This is a genomic window from Paraburkholderia sp. SUR17 (genome assembly GCF_029536165.1).
GTDB lineage: Bacteria > Pseudomonadota > Gammaproteobacteria > Burkholderiales > Burkholderiaceae > Paraburkholderia > Paraburkholderia kururiensis.
Genome location: NZ_CP120508.1, coordinates 2,535,493 through 2,552,046, shown reverse-complemented (window position 1 = coordinate 2,552,046; position 16,554 = coordinate 2,535,493). Strand labels below are relative to the sequence as shown.

At 63.1% G+C, this 16,554-nt stretch carries 13 protein-coding genes and 1 pseudogene; 6 read left to right on the top strand and 8 right to left on the bottom strand.

What is annotated here, in order from left to right; all coding sequences use genetic code 11:
- Positions 1–5: 5 nt before the first annotated feature.
- The gene (locus P2869_RS11125) at positions 6–818 is read right to left on the bottom strand and encodes a crotonase/enoyl-CoA hydratase family protein (protein WP_126878366.1); all 813 of its coding nucleotides are present in this window, start codon (positions 816–818) and stop codon (positions 6–8) included.
- A 34-nt stretch (positions 819–852) separates the two neighbouring features.
- Positions 853–2,700, bottom strand: a complete 1,848-nt coding sequence (locus P2869_RS11120) for an AMP-binding protein (protein WP_277596482.1) — start codon at positions 2,698–2,700, stop codon at positions 853–855.
- A gap of 241 nt (positions 2,701–2,941) precedes the next feature.
- Between P2869_RS11120 and P2869_RS11115 the strand changes: the two genes are divergently transcribed.
- The 4 genes from P2869_RS11115 to P2869_RS11100 all read left to right on the top strand — a co-directional run bounded on the left by P2869_RS11115 (position 2,942) and on the right by P2869_RS11100 (position 8,702).
- Positions 2,942–4,111 carry a thiolase domain-containing protein gene (locus P2869_RS11115; RefSeq protein WP_017776286.1) on the top strand — a complete coding sequence of 390 codons (1,170 nt, stop codon included), beginning with the start codon at positions 2,942–2,944 and terminating at the stop codon, positions 4,109–4,111.
- 42 nt (positions 4,112–4,153) lie between these two features.
- Positions 4,154–5,791, top strand: coding sequence for a 3-hydroxyacyl-CoA dehydrogenase NAD-binding domain-containing protein (locus P2869_RS11110; RefSeq protein WP_277596481.1), 1,638 nt, complete (start codon positions 4,154–4,156; stop codon positions 5,789–5,791).
- A gap of 4 nt (positions 5,792–5,795) precedes the next feature.
- Positions 5,796–7,616 carry an acyl-CoA dehydrogenase family protein gene (locus P2869_RS11105; protein ID WP_277596480.1) on the top strand — a complete coding sequence of 607 codons (1,821 nt, stop codon included), beginning with the start codon at positions 5,796–5,798 and terminating at the stop codon, positions 7,614–7,616.
- Between the two features lie 117 nt (positions 7,617–7,733).
- Positions 7,734–8,702 carry a PDR/VanB family oxidoreductase gene (locus tag P2869_RS11100; protein WP_277596479.1) on the top strand — a complete coding sequence of 323 codons (969 nt, stop codon included), beginning with the start codon at positions 7,734–7,736 and terminating at the stop codon, positions 8,700–8,702.
- Between the two features lie 83 nt (positions 8,703–8,785).
- Here the strand turns inward: P2869_RS11100 and P2869_RS11095 are convergent, their stop codons facing one another.
- Entirely contained in the window at positions 8,786–9,241 is a 456-nt protein-coding gene (locus P2869_RS11095; RefSeq protein ID WP_017776290.1) for a MarR family transcriptional regulator, read from the bottom strand.
- A 341-nt stretch (positions 9,242–9,582) separates the two neighbouring features.
- On the opposite strand from P2869_RS11095, the gene P2869_RS11090 reads away from it, so the two are divergent.
- Positions 9,583–10,392, top strand: a complete 810-nt coding sequence (locus tag P2869_RS11090) for an electron transfer flavoprotein subunit beta/FixA family protein (protein WP_277596478.1) — start codon at positions 9,583–9,585, stop codon at positions 10,390–10,392.
- 14 nt (positions 10,393–10,406) lie between these two features.
- Complete coding sequence (locus tag P2869_RS11085; protein WP_277596477.1) at positions 10,407–11,342, top strand: FAD-binding protein; 936 nt, start codon at positions 10,407–10,409, stop codon at positions 11,340–11,342.
- A gap of 147 nt (positions 11,343–11,489) precedes the next feature.
- On the opposite strand, the pseudogene P2869_RS11080 reads toward P2869_RS11085, so the two are convergent.
- The 5 genes and pseudogenes from P2869_RS11080 to P2869_RS11060 form a co-directional block, all read right to left on the bottom strand.
- Positions 11,490–11,732, bottom strand: a pseudogene (locus tag P2869_RS11080) (LysR substrate-binding domain-containing protein); the annotation flags it as partial.
- Between the two features lie 9 nt (positions 11,733–11,741).
- A complete protein-coding gene (locus P2869_RS11075) occupies positions 11,742–12,467 on the bottom strand; it encodes a GntR family transcriptional regulator (RefSeq protein WP_277596475.1) in 726 nt (241 codons plus the stop codon).
- A gap of 183 nt (positions 12,468–12,650) precedes the next feature.
- Positions 12,651–13,376 (bottom strand): YjbE family putative metal transport protein, encoded by a 726-nt coding sequence (locus tag P2869_RS11070; protein ID WP_126878372.1) that lies wholly within the window; start codon positions 13,374–13,376, stop codon positions 12,651–12,653.
- Between the two features lie 12 nt (positions 13,377–13,388).
- Positions 13,389–14,969 (bottom strand): hypothetical protein, encoded by a 1,581-nt coding sequence (locus P2869_RS11065; protein ID WP_277598118.1) that lies wholly within the window; start codon positions 14,967–14,969, stop codon positions 13,389–13,391.
- A gap of 99 nt (positions 14,970–15,068) precedes the next feature.
- On the bottom strand, positions 15,069–16,163 hold the full coding sequence (locus tag P2869_RS11060) for a porin (RefSeq protein ID WP_126878374.1): 1,095 nt from the start codon (positions 16,161–16,163) through the stop codon (positions 15,069–15,071).
- Positions 16,164–16,554: the final 391 nt, after the last annotated feature.

The window sequence follows — 16,554 nt, the reverse complement described above, 5'->3', positions numbered from 1 at the left end:
TTCCGTCAGGCGGCGGGGGGCGGCGTCTGGCTGCGGCGTGCGTCGAAGAATTCGGCAATCCGTTTCGCGACGTCCGTGTTGGCGGAGCGCGTCATGGACGTGATCATGGTTTCCGCGAACAGTCCTTCACCGACCGGCATCTCCGAGATCCGGCTGATGCCGTTGATGATTGCGTAATTCGTGGCCGCCGCGTTGCCGGCGATGCGCTTTGCCAGTTCGCGTGCTTTTGTGAGACCCGCTCCGTCGTCGGTGACGTAGTGCGCGAGGCCAATCTGGTACGCGTCGTTCACATTGAGCACACTGCCTGTGAGCATCATTTCGGTGACCCGCGAGGCGCCAATGAGTCTCGGGATGCGCACGGAGCCGCTGCCTCCGAGGAAAATACCGCGCTGCCCTTCGGGCAGCTGAAAGAACGCCGACCGCTCGACGACACGAACGTGTGTCGCCGCGGCAAGCTCGAAGCCGCCGCCGATAACGCCGCCGGTCAGAACGCTGATGACCGGTAGCTCGCCGTACTGGATGAGGTCGAAGGTACGGTGCCATGCCCGGGAGCGACGCATGCCGGCGAGCACGTCGGGGCTGCGCTTGCTCATGAGCTCGAAAAGATCCAGGCCAGCGCAGAAGTGTTCGCCCTCGCCATGCAGAATGACAACACGCGCGCCTTCCAGGCCGGTGGAGAACACGGACTCGAGTTCGTCAAGCAACGCGTCGTTGATGGCGTTGCGCTTGTCTGCGCGGTTCAGTTTGACGAGCGCGACCTCATCTTCGCGTTGGACGTCAATCAGTGGCACAGCTGCTGTGGACATATCGGTAGTCATGGATCTTTACAGGGAAAGGAATCTCTTCTCGACGCTAGGCTTCGATTATTACGACGTTGGCGTCGGGTTTATCGGCGTAGAGCGCTTCTACGTCGCCCGCGCGCCGCGCAAGCACGGCACGCTGATTGATATAGCCCTTGTCGGTGATCTCGCCGCCATCGCTCGATGGCGGGTCGTTCAGCAGCATCACGCGCCGGATGCGCATGCTGCTACCGGTGTGGCGTTCGTTATGGCGCAGCAGTGATTCGCGCAGCGCGTCGTGCAATGGCGCGTGGCAGGCAAGCTGCCGCTCGTCGCGCAGGCCGAAACGTTCGTGGCACGCGTCCGGGTTCGGCCACGCGAGAAGCGCCACATAGGGCAGGTCCGCGCCTGTCACGACTACGTCGCGCAGCAGGGGAGCGGTGCTGCTGATCACCTCGACGCGCAGCGTCCCGACACGCACGAAGATGCCGGACTGCAGCTTGAATTCTTCGGCAACCCGACCGGCAAAGGCGAGTCCTTCCTCCGGTCTTGCCGGATCGACGAAGGTCATGGCGTCGCCCAGACGGTAGTAGCCCTCCTCGTCGAAGGCGAGACGTGTCAACTCCGGTTGTTCCAGATAGCCCGCCATGACAGAAGGGCCACGGGCGCGGATTTCGTATCGTTCTTCGTCTAGCGGCACCAGCTTCAGTTCGACGCCGGGCTGCGGAAGACCAACCAGTCCCGCCTGCCCGGTCGGCCAATGCACCACCGTGGTCGCGGCGCATGTCTCGGTCGAGCCATAGCTGGACACAAACGGAATGCGGTGCCCGAGATGGCGCACGGCCTGGGCTTGCAGGCGCTGGTAGAGACTGTCGGGCAGCTTCGCGCCTGACGAGGTCAGCCGGCGCAGGCGCACGAAGAACTGCCGGCCGAGCATCTCGTCGGCTTCCAGCGCGTCCGCGAGCATGGCGTAGCCCGCCGGTACGCTGCTGAAGCGGGTGGGCGAAACCTCCCGGAGGTTGCGCAGCGTCCTGGCGAACTCGCCCGGTACGGGACGCCCGTCGTCGATGTACATCGTTCCGCCATCGTTCAGGATGCTGTTGAAGATGGCGGTGCCGCCAGCGACGTGGCTCCACGGCAGCCATTCGAGCAGCACGGATTCCGGTGCGACGGGATCGTGGCCCACGGTCTGCGCGTGCATGGCCATCGATACGCAAAGCATGCGCTGCGTGACCGGCACGACCTTGGGCTCTCCAGTCGAGCCCGAGGTGAAGAGGTATTTGCCCACCGTATCGTGCGTAATGCTGTCGAGGGATGCCTGCACCTGCGGGCTCACGGGCGTCTCGAGAACCGTGTGCCACGCCGTACCGTGGATGTCATCGGCTGGATCGGCGACATATACAACGCGCGCGCCATGTGGGGCGATGGCGTGCAGTGCTGCGCGGAACTGCTGCGCACTCTGCACGAAGATCACTGCGGGCCTGATCAACGCGACCATCGCCCTGAGTTTCGCGTAATCGGTGCTCAGCAGGGAATAGGCGGGGGTCACCGGTACATAGGGGAGGCGCGCCTGCATGGCGGCGAGCTCGATGACGGCGTGCTCCAGGGTGTTGCCGCTCAGCACCATCACGCTGCGCCCGTCGAGCCGTTGTGACAGCAACCATTGGGTCACGGCATCGACCTGGTGGCCGGCCGCGCCGTAGCTGAGCGTGCGCCAGTCGCCCGTCTGCGTACAGCGTTGTTTCAGCCATGGCCGCGCGGGACGTTCGAGCGCACGACGTCTCAGCACGGCGGGCAGATGCACCTCGACCGGACCCAGCGGCACCTTGCTGCGCATCAGGACTGCGCCGTCGGCCCGCTCGACAACGTCGAGGTTCCGCTCAAGGAACGGGAGATTGATGAAAGGGAACTGGGAAGTCATGTTCAGCGGGCCATCTTCGAAATCGTGCAACGGCACGACCAGGTCACTTAGTAAGGCTACCTTATATAAAGTTGGCCGGCGAATCCACATGGTACAAACCCTATCGGCGCATTCTTGGAATTGTCGGGCAACACATGATATAAGGTAGCCTTACTATTTGGGGTGTATGGCACCTCAAGGCGCGGCGTGCAGCTTCCCGTTCACCCGTTGCCGCGCACCAACCATGGAGGGGTCAGTCAACATGAGTATCAAGGGCGCCGCATATATCGCCGGCATCTACGAGCATCCCGTACGCCGGGCCGAGGGTTTGACCACTGCGCAGATGCACGCGGACGTCGCGCTTGGTGCGCTGGAGGATGCAGGGCTGGGTCTTGATGACGTGGACGGCTACTTTTGCGGCGCGGATGCGCCTGGCCTCGGCGCCCTCACGATGGCCGAATACATTGGCCTGCGCAACCTGCGCCATGTCGACACGACCGAATCGGGCGGTTCGGCGTATCTGTTGCACGTTGCGCACGCTGTGGAGGCGATTTCGTCGGGCCACTGCAATGTGGCGCTGATCACGATGGCGGATCGCCCGCTCGCGGCTGGCGCGGGCACAAGGCTCGCCGGGGTCGATCGCGACACGATGCCAAACCTGCCGTTCCAGGCCGCCGTGCCACCTCATCCGATGTACGGGTACGCGATGGTGGCGCGGCGCCATATGCATGAATTCGGCACGACGCCCGAGCAGCTCGCCTGGGTGCGGGTTGCCGCCTCGCATCATGCCCGGCACAACCCGAGCGCCGTGCATCGCGAAGTCGTAACCGTACGCGATGTGCTCGATTCGCCTCTGGTTGCCGATCCGCTGCATCGCCTTGATTGTTGTGTCGTGACGGATGGCGGGGGTGCCGTGGTTGTCGCGCGCCCGGAAATCGCGAAGCAGCTGAGGCGTCCCAGGGTCAAGGTCATCGGGACTGGCGCGGCGGTGAAGCACCCTGACGGCGGACGTATCGATCTGCTGGTCTCGGCCGGCGCGCGTTCCGGCGCTGCGGCATTTGCGGGGGCAGGCATTACTCCAGGGGACATCGGTTATGCGTCGCTGTACGACAGCTTCACCATCACGGTAATCGTGCAGCTTGAAGATCTCGGATTTTGCGCGAAGGGGAAGGGCGGCCCGTTCGTTGCGGACGGCAACCTGATTGCAGGCGAGGGCCGCCTGCCATTCAACACAGATGGCGGCGGCCTGTGCAACAACCATCCAGGCAATAAAGGCGGGATGACGAAGATTCTCGAGGCCGTTCGCCAGTGCCGGGGTGAGGCGCATCCGGCCGTCCAGGTCGCTCGCCGTGAGTTTGTGCTGGCGCACGGCACGGGCGGCAATCTGGCCGGCGCGCATGCGGCCGGTACCTTAATTCTGCAAGCGGAGTAAAACCATATGAAACCGGATCAGGGATATCCGCCGGCACCGGTCGTGTTTCCCGGCGACGAGCCGTTCTGGGAGGCCACGCGTTCGGGACAACTGCTCGCGAAGCACTGCGGCGCCTGCGACACGCTGCACTACTACCCGAGGGTGCGTTGCCCGTTCTGTGGCAGCCAGGCGACATCGTGGCGGCATTTGTCGGGGCGCGGTGAGATTCATTCGTACTCGATTGTGGAACGCAGTGCCCGACCCACGGCCCCTGCGATTATCGAGCTGGAGGAAGGGTTGCGTATCAGCTCCGCGATCCTCGACGCTGACGTGCGTGCGCTGAATATCGGGGACCCGGTAACGTTGTATGTCGTGCCGGCGCACGACGGACAACACGTGCCCGCCTTCACCACACTTGCCGCGGAGGCCGCCAGAGCGTACTCAGAGGCCGCGCGGGCGGCGCTGGAAATGCCGCAGCCGCCGGGCGGGCGCGTATTCCGGCACGCCGCGGTAATCGGCGCCGGCAACATGGGCGTAGGCATTGCAATGGCCATGCTGTCGGGTGGCCTTTCGGTGCACCTCATTGACCAGTCCGAGGCTTTGCTTGCCGTTGCGACGGATCGTATCGCCGGGTCGTACAGCCGTGATGTAGCGCGTGGACGTCTTACCGAGACTGAGCGTGACGTCAGACTCGCACGCCTTTCGTGGGGTCAGGACATGGCGGACATTGCAACCGCCGACGTGGTAATCGAGGCGGTCTGGGAAGATCTTGCGCTCAAGCAGCAGCTGTTTGCCCAGATCGATCGACACGCCGCGTCCGGAGCGCTGCTTGCGACCAACACGTCCACGCTGGACGTCAACCTGATTGCGGCCGCGACGCAACGTCCGCATTCCGTTGTGGGTCTTCATTTCTTTAATCCTGCAAACGTAATGCGGCTCATCGAGGTGGTTCGCACATCGTCGACGTCGCCTGAAGCGCTCGAAGCTGCGCGCAGTCTCGCTTCGTCGGTCGGCAAGGTGGCGATCGTGGTGGGTGTATGCGACGGTTTCGTGGGCAACCGCATGATGATCGCCCGCGAGCGGCAGGCCGCGCGACTTCTGCTCGAGGGGGCGCTGCCGGAGCAGGTTGACCGTGTGCTGCGCAAGCTCGGCCTGCCGATGGGAACGTTCGAGCTGCAGGACATGGCGGGAGGGATAGAGCTGACATACCGCGCCCGACAGCGCGCGGGGCAAAGAGACTGGCTGATCGAACAGCTCCATGCGCGTGGCCGTACCGGACAACGCGCCGGGCGCGGCTATTACCGCTATGAGCCCGGCAAGCGGCGCGCGCTCGTGGACCAGGAGGTGACGGCATTGATCGAGGAAGCTTCACGGCTGGAAGGTATCGAGCGACGTGTGCTTCCCGATGAAGAAGTACACGACCGTCTCGTGCTCCTGATGATTAACGAGGGCGCGAGGCTCCTCGCCGAACGCGTTGTCGAGCGCGCCAGCGACATCGATCTGGTATGGCAGCTCGGCTACGGATGGCCGGACTGGAAAGGCGGCCCCATGTATTACGCGGACATGCTCGGACTGCCTTCAGTCGTCACGAGACTTACAGCACTTTGCGCCCGACATGGAGAGCAGTTCCGGCCTGCGGAATTGCTCGTACAGCTCGCCGAAGCTTCAGGCCGCATCAGCAACATCAAGATATCAAGATAACCCCATGCCAACCTATCGCGCGCCAGTCAGGGACTGGCTCTTCATTCTTCACGATTATCTGCGGGTGGAGGAACGCAAGGACCTTCCCGGCTTTAACGAACTCACTGCCGATCTGACTTCGGCCGTCCTCGAAGCCGCAGCCCAGTTTCATGAGGAGGTGCTGCACCCGCTCAATCAGGCTGGTGACGGCGAGGGAGCCCATTTTCTCGATGGTCGGGTCCGCACGCCCAGCGGTTTCAAGGCTGCCTGGGACGCCTATCGCGAGGCCGGCTGGCACCGCCTGAGCCTGCCGCAGGACCTGGGCGGCGCCGGACTTCCGCCGGTCATGGCGGTGCCGGTGTCGGAGATGCGCGCGTCCACTGGCCATTCGTTTTCGATGTACAGCAGTTTCTGCGCACCCGCGGCCAGCATGCTTGCAGCGCTGGCCCCTGAATGGATCAGACGCCATGTCGTACCTCGTCTCTCGGACGGTGACTGGACCGCGACGATGTGCATGACGGAGCCGCAGGCCGGTACCGACCTGCGCCAGATTTCGACGCGCGCGATATGCCAGCCGGACGGGACGTGGCGCATTCACGGACGCAAGATTTTCATCTCCGGCGGTGATCACGACCTGACTGACAACATCATTCACATCGTGCTTGCCAAGGTACCCGATGCGCAGGGACGCGTGACGGCGGACCTCTCATCGGTGCACGTGTTTCTGGTGGCGAGGAACATGATTGATCCTCATACCGGCGCACAAGGCGAACTGAACAACGTCTTCGCACGCTCCATTGAGCACAAGATGGGGATCGAAGGCAGTGCAACCTGTGCACTCGATTTCGAAGGCGCGGTGGCGTGGCGCATTGGCGATACGGGCGGGGGAGGTACCGCCGCCAACATGGCGCCAATGTTCCATCTGATGAATTACGCCCGCGTAGGCACCGCTTTGTCCGGGGTTGGATACGCTGAGATCGCCCGGCAGAACGCGGCGGACTACGCGCGCGAACGCCGCTCGGGACGGGCGGGTTCAAAGCTGCGCGACACGGCGCAGGCGGCGGACCCCATCATCGCGCACGCAGATGTGCGGCGCCTCCTGCTCGAAGCGCGGTCTTTTGCTGAAGGTGCGCGTGCAGGCGCCATGCGCGCGGCGATGTGGCAGTCGATTGCCCGGTCGGCACCCGACCTGCAGGAGCGACAGGCGGCCGCCGACATGCTCGATATCCTGACGCCTGTGATGAAGGCATTCTTTACGGACCGTGGCTTCGATGCTGCGGTCGCGTGCCAGCAGGTGTTCGGTGGACACGGCTACATCAAGGATTACGGCATCGAACAGTTCGTACGCAATGCCAGGGTCGGTCAGCTATACGAAGGCGCAAACGGAATTCAGGCCACTGATCTCGTACACCGCAAGCTGTTCGCGCACGAAGGTCGCCCCTGGAAACACTTTGCGCGAGCGATTTCCGGTTTCGTCGACCGTCATTCAGATGATGTGCAACTCAAGCCATACACGGTCCCGCTGCGCGATGGGCTGCAACGCCTTGGCGCGTCCATCACGTGGCTGAACACAGACGGCCGCGCGAGCTATGGCCTTGCCGATGCCGCGTCATACGACGTTCTCACTGCAATGGGCATCCTGTACGTCGGCTGGATCTGGAGCGAAATCGCCGCGGTAGTACTCGACGGTTCGGGATGCCGGTTCGTCGACGAGACCACACGCCTGACCAAGCTGGCATTGGCAAAGACGTGGATGCAAAGACAGATGCCGCTGCTCGAGGCTATCTGCCGTCGCATTGAATGTGGCAACGACAGCCTTCTGTCCATGCCCGACGAGTGGATTTGACAAGACCGTCTGTGTGCGCCCGTGAAGCCGGCTCCGGTCAGGGCAATGAGGGTGGACTGCGCGCGCGGGTCTTCGGCTCGATGATTTTGTTAATCCCATGAACGGATCAGGAATTTTATGAGCGAATTACCGCTGACCAAGGTCCGCGTCAAGTCCATGACACTGCTTGCGGATAGCGTTGTTGGCCTCGTACTGGAGGCGCTGGACGGTCGCGACCTGCCCGCCGCAGGCGCTGGCTCGCATGTTGATGTCCACCTGACTGCAAAGCTCTCCCGAAGTTACTCCGTCGTGCGCTGGGATGGCTCGCCAAAGCGTTATGAAATCGCGGTCGCCAGAGACGCCAGTAGTCGTGGCGGGTCGCGGCACATTCACGAAACGCTGCGCGTGGGCGATGTCCTGCAGATCGGTGAGCCTCGCAATCTGTTTGCGCTGGTAGAGAACGCGAGCTTGAGTGTGCTGTTCGCGGGCGGCATTGGAATTACGCCGCTCTGGTCCATGGTGCAGCGACTCGAAGCACTCGGACGTCCCTGGGTACTGCACTACGCGGCGCGTGACCGTGGCCGGGCTGCGTACATCTCGGATATCGAACAGCTATCTGCGGCTTCGGACAGCGGCAAACTGCACGTCTATTTCGACAACGAGCCAGGCGGACAACGGCTGGATATTGCGACGGTTCTTCGCGAAACCCCGAGCGATGCGCATGCATACTGCTGCGGCCCCCAGTCGATGCTTGACGCGTTCGAAGCGGCAGCGGCGGGCCGGCCTGCGGAGACGGTACATCTGGAGCGGTTTGCACCCGCGCAACAACAGGGTGCCAGCCGGGACTTCACGGTTGTACTGGCGAAATCGGGGCAGTCATTCGAAGTTCCGCATGATCAGTCGATTCTTGACGTGCTGCTCGAAAACGGCGTCGACGTTCCGTATGGCTGCATGCAGGGGGCCTGTGGGCTTTGCGAGACGCGCGTCCTGGGTGGGACGCCTGATCATCGGGACAGCGTGTTGTCTGCGGAGGCCCGGGCTGCCGGGCAAAGCATGCTCATCTGCTGCTCGCGAAGCGCGACCCCCCTGCTGATGCTGGACGTGTGATTTTCTTTTCGCATCGTCCAGCCTGTCGAGGACGTTGGCAGCCGCCTGCGCGTCGACAGCGTGCAGGAGGTGAACTGCCAGCTTCAAGGTGTGGCCGGGTCGAGTTCCACAGCCTGCCTGGCGAGTTGGGCACTGCGCACCCGGCTCATCAGGATGCGCAGACTGGCGACATCTTCACCACTGAGGCAACTAAAGAAGTCACGTTCGGCTTCGTCGATCCGGGATTCGCACCGGACCAGAACCTTGCGTCCCGCTGCAGTGGACGAGATCAGCATGGTGCGTTTGTTGAGCTGGGTCGATTTCCGTTCGACGAGTTTCTTGGCCTCAAGCGCGCGGATGAACTCGCCCATGGACTGTGCCGTCATCATCGTCTTGCGTGCCAGGTCGGCCGACGATACGGGCTCGTGGTGCGCAATCAGGTTGAGGACCATGTATTGACCAGCCGTGATGTCGATCGCCAGCAGACATTCGTCGAGCCTGCGACGAATGAGTTGCTCGACTTGCTGGATATAGAAGAAGGTGCGAGCGCTAACGGACATCGGATCCCACTTGTTGTCTTGGGGCTCGGGCCCATTCCGAGCGTTGGATCAGACGAGTATACCGCCATTCCGGATAACGAAAATGGTCCGTTAGGTAGAGAAAAGCCGGAACCGTTCGGCGAGGTAAGGGCTGATGGGCCATTGGGCGCCGCGGTGACGCTGGAGTCCGGCGGCAGCACACCGGGCGGGCAGAAGAAGCCTGTTACCAGTATTTCCTGAATCAGCGGAACGGGCGCACAAATGACTCGAATCCTGGCGCCGCTTACGCGGAAGAATTCCGCGGGGCTTCAGACCAGTCAGCGGACTGGCGCCGGTCCCCTGACGACAAACAAGGAACGGATATGAGGGTGTTAGTCGCAGTCAAGAGAGTGGTCGACTACAACGTGAAGGTCCGCGTGAAGACGGACGGCACGGGCGTCGACATTGCAAACGTGAAGATGTCGATGAACCCGTTCGACGAAATTGCCGTCGAGGAAGCCGTGCGCCTGAAGGAAGCGGGCGTGGCGACCGAGGTGATCGCGGTGTCGGCGGGCGTGGCGCAGGCGCAGGAAACGTTGCGCACGGCGCTGGCCATCGGCGCGGACCGGGCCATCCTGATCGAATCGAACGAAGACCTGCAGCCGCTCGCCGTGGCGAAGCTGCTCAAGGCCCTGGTCGACAAGGAACAGCCGCAACTGGTCATCCTGGGCAAGCAGGCCATCGACGACGACTCCAACCAGACCGGCCAGATGCTTGCCGCACTCGCGAACCTGCCGCAGGCGACGTTCGCCTCGAAGGTCACCGTGGCTGACGAGGGTGGGCAACTGCGGGCGACGGTGATGCGCGAAGTGGACGGCGGTGCCGAAACGCTCTCGCTGAAGCTGCCCGCCGTGGTCACGACCGACCTGCGCCTGAACGAGCCGCGCTACGTGACGCTGCCCAACATCATGAAGGCGAAGAAGAAGCCGCTCGAGACCATCAAGCCCGAGGACCTCGGCGTGGATGTGACGCCGCGCCTGAAGACGCTGAAGGTTGCCGAGCCGCCAAAGCGCTCGGCCGGCATGAAGGTGCCGGACGTGAAGACGCTGGTGGAGAAGCTGTCGGCTTCAGTTAGTGCTTTAGCACTTACTGGGGCCCCATGCAGGGCGAAGACCGAAGCGAAGGTGCTGTAAGGGAGCGACGACAAATGACGATTCTGGTAATTGCGGAACACGACAACGCGACCGTGAAGGGCGCGACGCTGAACACGGTGGCGGCTGCGACGAAGATCGGTGGCGACGTGCACGTGCTGGTGGCCGGCCACAACGCGCAGGGCGCGGCCGAAGCCGCAGCGAAGATTGCGGGCGTATCGAAGGTGCTGCTCGCCGACGCACCGCAGCTCGAAGCGGGCCTCGCGGAAAACGTCGAGGCGACGGTACTGAACATCGCGAAGGACTACTCGCACATCCTCGCGCCGGCTACGGCGGCGGGCAAGAACGTGACGCCGCGCATCGCGGCGAAGCTCGACGTGGCGCAGATCAGCGACATCACGGCCGTGGTCAGCGCCGACACGTTCGAGCGCCCTATCTATGCGGGCAACGCGATCGCAACGGTGCAGTCGGGCGACCCGATCAAGGTCATCACGGTGCGCACCACGGGCTTCGACGCCGTGGCGGCCGAAGGCGGCAGCGCGTCCATCGAGAAGATCGAGGTCGCGCCGGACGCCGGCATCTCGCAGTTCGTGAGCCGCGAAGTGACGAAGCTTGACCGTCCCGAGCTGACGAGCGCGAACATCATCGTCTCGGGCGGCCGGGGTCTCGGCAGCGGCGAGAACTATACGAAGGTGCTGGAGCCACTCGCCGACAAGCTCGGCGCAGCGCTGGGCGCCTCGCGTGCGGCAGTGGACGCGGGCTATGTGCCCAACGACTACCAGGTGGGCCAGACCGGCAAGATCGTGGCGCCGCAGCTGTACGTGGCGGTGGGCATCTCGGGTGCGATCCAGCATCTGGCCGGCATGAAGGACTCGAAGGTGATCGTCGCGATCAACAAGGACCCCGAAGCACCGATCTTCAGCGTGGCCGACTACGGTCTCGTCGGCGATCTGTTTGCGCTCGTGCCCGAACTCGTCGCCACGGCCTCGTAAGCGGCAAGGAACAAGCGGACGCCCGTCACCGCAGCGTCCACCTGTTTGCACGGCGATGAAAACTGATGTGCTGCCCGATTGCTGCCCATGTTGGTCTCCGCTGCCCTTGTCCTGGGCCGGGGGGGGGGCTGTTCCTGCCGCGACCGGCTAGCGAAACGCGCTCATTTGCGACGAGATCATCTGCAGCATCTTGTTCGACGCAACGGACAACGTGCGTCCCACACGCGTCACGAGATGCGCTTCGGCGTTCTGAAGGATCGGGTGTTCGATGGGAATGGCCTTCAGTTGCCCAGCCTTGAGTTCGCCGACAACAGCAAAAGCCGGTAGCACCAGGATCCCGAGTTCGGAAAGGGCGAACTGCTTCGTGATGTTGATGGAGTTGGTCGTGACCCCGCAACGCTATTTGGACGTTCTATCGAGATAATGTTGAGCCGCGCGGATCACGTGCCGCTCCGCGAGCAGCGCAGCGAGTGCCGCGTCGCCGGACTGGACGGCGCGCAGAATCGCCGCGTGCTCTTCCCAGGTCTGCCGTATTTCGTCTTCCGCCGCATTCACGAACAGCATTCGCGTGCGATCGCGCAGCGTTCGCATGAGGTCGGCGAGCATGGTGTTTGCACCCGCTGCATAGAGAAGATCGTGAAAGCGGGCATTGAGGTCGAGCAGTTTCGCCGTTTCTCCAGATGCCATCTTGGCATTGCCTTCGGCCAGAACGTCGGCGACCTTGCTGGCGAGTTCGGGGGTGCAATGCTCCGCGGCCAGTCGGGCGTTTAGCCCCTCGAGGGTAGCCCGGATCTGCACCATTTCGCGCGCGGAAGCGGGGTCAAGCGATGCAACGATTGCTCCGTGGCGGGGCCTGACTTCCACCAGCCCCTCCGCAGCCAGCGCACGCAAGGCCTCGCGAACGGGTACACGCGAGACGTTCAGTTCTTCCGCGATGCGCCCTTCGATGAGACGCGTGCCCGGCGCATAGGACCCTGAGGTAATGGACTCCCTGATCCGCGCGGTGACCAGTTCGGACAGCTGGCGGTGAAGAATCGGAGCGGAACCGGGCCGCTCCCGATTGTCTGCCGGATTGTCTGCCGGATTGCCTGCCGTGGTCGCTGCGATATCCGACGGTGTGTTCATTGGGCGTTCACGCTCGTTAATGCGGCCGGATTGCCGACTATACAAAATCAATCGCCAATTCTAGCGCACTCCCGGTTTTTTGTAGACAGTACACTCGCGCGGACCATTGACCGACGCGCCAGGTGCAGCCGGCCGGCGCAGCGCCGGCCGGCTTGCCTGAGCGGCGCTCGCCCACCGAGGGCATTACCCCGCATGCACGCGGCTCGCAGCCACACGGCCCAATAGCGGAACGATGATCGCCGCCGCAATGCACGTCAGCGCGCTAACGGTGGCGAGACTCAAGCCCGGAATCAATGGGAGCAGCCCGCGCAACACGCCGCGAGCCGTGGGGTCCGCCAGCACCAGTTCGCCAGCGATCCAGCCGAGGAGGCCCGCGCCAGCGTATACAAGTGCCGGCACGCGCTCGAGCACCGCAAGGATAAGCCGGCTGCCGAACGCAATGACGGGGGCGCCCATTGCCAGACCCACGAATGTGACGACGAGCTGAGATTTCTCCGGTAGCGACTGGGCCACCGCGGCCGTGGCCAGCGCGTTGTCCAGGCTCATCGCGAGATCGGCCCACATGATGGTCGTCACCGCTCGCCACAACGCGGTGGTCTGGCTGACAGATGCACCGTCCTCGCCCGGTCGTACGAGCTGCACGCCAATCCACATCAACAGCGCTGCGGCGATCAGATGCATGAAGGGGATGGCGAGCAGCTTGCCGATCACCCCGATCAGCACGACCCGGAGCACGATGCCAAGCCCGGTGCCGAGCAGGATCCCGAGACGCTGCTGCCTTGCGGGGAGGGAGCGGCAGGCCATTGCGATGGCGATCGCGTTATCCCCCCCTAGCAGCACGTTGACGAAGACGATCTGGATAGCCGCCCAGCCGTCATGCGCCAGCGTTTCCGAAACGAACAGGGTCATGGAAGGTACCGTTCAACTGATCGCCACGGCGAAAAGGGTGGCGGCGATCAGGCCGCAGACCACGGGCACGAAAAGGGCACGCACCGCGTCCAGCACCGGCACGCGCGCGAAGCCCGTGACGGCGATGAGCGAGGACCAGGCAACGAGCGTCCCGCCTCCGGTCCACACGGCGCCCATCTGGCCGATGGCGGCGAGCGTGGAAGCCGGCATGTGAGCCATCGGAGCCAGCGCGCCCGACAGCGAGCCAGTCAGCGGAAGACCGGCGAAGCCGGAACCGTCGATGCCGGTGATCATCCCCGTCAACAGCACGCCGAACGACACGAGTATCGGGCTGTGCGGAATGAACTGACTGCACGCCTGGACCAGTTCGAAGAGCAGCGATGGGACGTGGGCGCCGGACTCGATGCCGAGGATCGGACCCGCGGTGCTGCTGTCGCCGACGAAGAAGAACCCGGCAATCGGCAGCACGGCGCCCATGGCCTTGAACGCGAACACGAAGCCATCGATGATGTGCGACGCTGTGCGGTCGAGGAAGCCTTTGCGTCCGTAGGAAAGCGTCGTCAGCATCATCAGGACTGCTGCCATTCCGCCGATCAGCGAAGCCGCATCGCCGCCGCGAATGACGGACGCTCCGACGAGATCCGGCCGGGTCATCACGATCACCACCGCAAGGAACGTAAGCGGCGTGATGATGGAGAACACCTTCGACCACATTCCCCTTCTTGGCGGGAACACGGTATCCACCATCGACGGCAGCGTGAGCACTGCCGCCCCGGAGGAAAGGTCCGGCACGGCTTCGCCGACATCTTTGGCGTCGTCGTGTGCCCCGCTCGTGCTGCGTGCGAGTTCGGCTTTCGCAAAGCTGCCTTGATGAGCCTCGGGCTCGCTGCCCGGGTACAGCTCGCCCGAGAATTCCCATTCGGTCAGATTTTTCGCGCCGGCTTCCTTGACGTTCTTGCGCACCGTGAAGTACCAGCAGAGACCAAGTGCAACAGCGCCCGCAACGATGGACAGCAGCAGCGCGGTGTTCGCTACGGGCAACATGTCGGTTCCCGCCGCCTTGGCGCTGATACCGGGCGCAACCTTGATCACGTAATCCGACGACAGGGCCATCCCCTGGCCGGCAATGGCAATGGCGACGGCGGCGCCCAGTGGAGGAAGTCCTGCATAGATCGCTGCTGGAATAAGGATCGCGCCGACCAGCGGCACCGCCGGCGTTGGCCAGAAGAACAGCGAAATCAGGTAAGTGATCAACGCGAGAATGAAGAAGGCCGCGTGACCGTTGACCATGATCTTTCTGAATGGCCGCACCATCCTCACGTCGGCGCCGATTTCTCGCAGCCCGTTGAGCAGGGCCGTCATCAATGCGATGACCAGAAAAATGTTGAAGAGCTCGTGAGCGGCGGTCAGGCTGCCCATGAAGATGGCCTGCAACGCGGTGAGTACCTTGCCCGAGTACGCGAGCGCCACAGCGAAGGTGGCGAGGATGGCGGGAACGACAACGTTCGCGCGGAAAATCATGGTGACGACAATGGCCACTACGCCGACCAGATAACAGAAGTGGGCCGGCGTGAGGGCGGTGAGAGGGTGCATGAGGAACCTCGGCTCGGATAGTGGGGTGTGCAGACAACGTGGTTTTGTGGGGCGGCCTCTTTCGAGGACCGTCGGACGCACTTCGGTGCCGCTATACCGTTAGAAGCTGTGCCGCAGACCGACGCCTATCGAGGCCTGTTTCTGGTTGCTCGACGGTTCGATGAACTGCGTGACCTGGGCCACCGCGGCATCGCCCATCGCGCGCTGGAACGTGGCGAACGCATAGAGATCCGTACGCTTTGAAAGACTGTAGGTCGCCGTCGCGTTGTACTGCAGGTAGCGGGGGTCGCCATCGTTGGCGTCGATCTTGCCATCGGTATACGTGACGCCGAGTCCGGCGGAGAACGCCGGGGTAAAGAAGTAGACGCCGTTGACTTCGTAGTTCATGAAGTTGACGTTCTGGCCTTCGAAGCCGGCCTTGTAGGTCGTGCTCGTGATGTCGCCGCCCAGCTTGACCGGGCCGAACCGGTAGGCCGCGCCGCCGCCGACCGTCAGGAACGAATGCGCGACCGTCACGAACTGGCCGATGGCGGAGTTCGTGGCTTTCCAGAACGTCCCGGCCGACCGGTCTCCGGGCTGCCGCGCGTAGGTCATGCCGAAGCCGACATATAACGGACCGTCGTCGTAGCTGCCGCCGATGCTCCACATGCTGTCCTTGCCGAAGCTTCCGGCCTGGCCACCGAAGCTGTACAGCGCGCTGCCGGTGAACGCCCCGTAGGTTTTCGTGTATTTCACGGAATTGTCGACGCGTACGCCGCGGTTCGTGAGATCCATGTCGCCCGGATGCTCCATGTAGACGGACCAGTCCGCGGCGGTGAGATGAGCAACGTAATCCACCATCGATTCGTATTGACGGCCGAAGGTCAACGCACCCCAGCGGTCGTTCTGGATTCCGACGTAGGCCTGACGGCCGAACATCAGGCCACCCTGGCCGAGCGATCCGTCCGTGACGTCAAAGCCGTTCTCGAGCCGGAAGATTGCCTGCGTTCCGCCGCCCAGGTCTTCCCTGCCGAGCAGCCCGAAACGGCTGCCGCGCGTCGTGCCGCTGCTCATTGCCCATGTTTTCCCGCCTCCCTGGTTGGTTGTGTACTGAATCGAGGCGTCAATCAGACCATATAACGTGACACTTCCCTGTGCATGCGCGGCGGCGGCGGTGCACGAAAGTACGGCAGCGGTACAGAGCGTCTTGTTCATCGATATTCCTGTCTTGAGAGTGGGTGCATGAAGCTCGGGAATGGGAATCGCCAAGAGGAAATTCTGTACAAAGTATGTCGTATACAAAAAAGTCGAGCGCAAATTTTGATTCGGGTGTACCCCTGGTAGCAGTCGAGCGGATTGCGGAAATTGTTTTGGCGTGCGTCGGAACGGCGTGCTGGCGGCGCACTGTCCATAAAAGCAGCGCGAGTCAGCAGGGACGACGGAATGACCGGTGTAAGAAGGTAAGCCCGGATCTTTTCAGCACTGATCTGTTTTTAAGTACATCGTATACCGTGAGAGGCGCCATGAACTTTGGCGCGTCGACGCTAAGTCACGCCAGGGCTCGGGCGAGCGCGTTCGCCCACGTGGCCGTTCCCTTTGCGTAGTC

Excerpts from the sequence above, each read along its gene's own strand:
- P2869_RS11125 (WP_126878366.1), bottom strand. The coding sequence starts at position 818 with ATGACTACCGATATGTCCACAGCAGCTGTGCCACTGATTGACGTCCAA.
- P2869_RS11120 (WP_277596482.1), bottom strand. The coding sequence starts at position 2,700 with ATGACTTCCCAGTTCCCTTTCATCAATCTCCCGTTCCTTGAGCGGAAC.
- P2869_RS11115 (WP_017776286.1), top strand. The coding sequence starts at position 2,942 with ATGAGTATCAAGGGCGCCGCATATATCGCCGGCATCTACGAGCATCCC.
- P2869_RS11105 (WP_277596480.1), top strand. The coding sequence starts at position 5,796 with ATGCCAACCTATCGCGCGCCAGTCAGGGACTGGCTCTTCATTCTTCAC.
- P2869_RS11100 (WP_277596479.1), top strand. The coding sequence starts at position 7,734 with ATGAGCGAATTACCGCTGACCAAGGTCCGCGTCAAGTCCATGACACTG.
- P2869_RS11095 (WP_017776290.1), bottom strand. The coding sequence starts at position 9,241 with ATGTCCGTTAGCGCTCGCACCTTCTTCTATATCCAGCAAGTCGAGCAA.
- P2869_RS11090 (WP_277596478.1), top strand. The coding sequence starts at position 9,583 with ATGAGGGTGTTAGTCGCAGTCAAGAGAGTGGTCGACTACAACGTGAAG.
- P2869_RS11085 (WP_277596477.1), top strand. The coding sequence starts at position 10,407 with ATGACGATTCTGGTAATTGCGGAACACGACAACGCGACCGTGAAGGGC.
- P2869_RS11075 (WP_277596475.1), bottom strand. The coding sequence starts at position 12,467 with ATGAACACACCGTCGGATATCGCAGCGACCACGGCAGGCAATCCGGCA.
- P2869_RS11070 (WP_126878372.1), bottom strand. The coding sequence starts at position 13,376 with ATGACCCTGTTCGTTTCGGAAACGCTGGCGCATGACGGCTGGGCGGCT.
- P2869_RS11065 (WP_277598118.1), bottom strand. The coding sequence starts at position 14,969 with ATGCACCCTCTCACCGCCCTCACGCCGGCCCACTTCTGTTATCTGGTC.
- P2869_RS11060 (WP_126878374.1), bottom strand. The coding sequence starts at position 16,163 with ATGAACAAGACGCTCTGTACCGCTGCCGTACTTTCGTGCACCGCCGCC.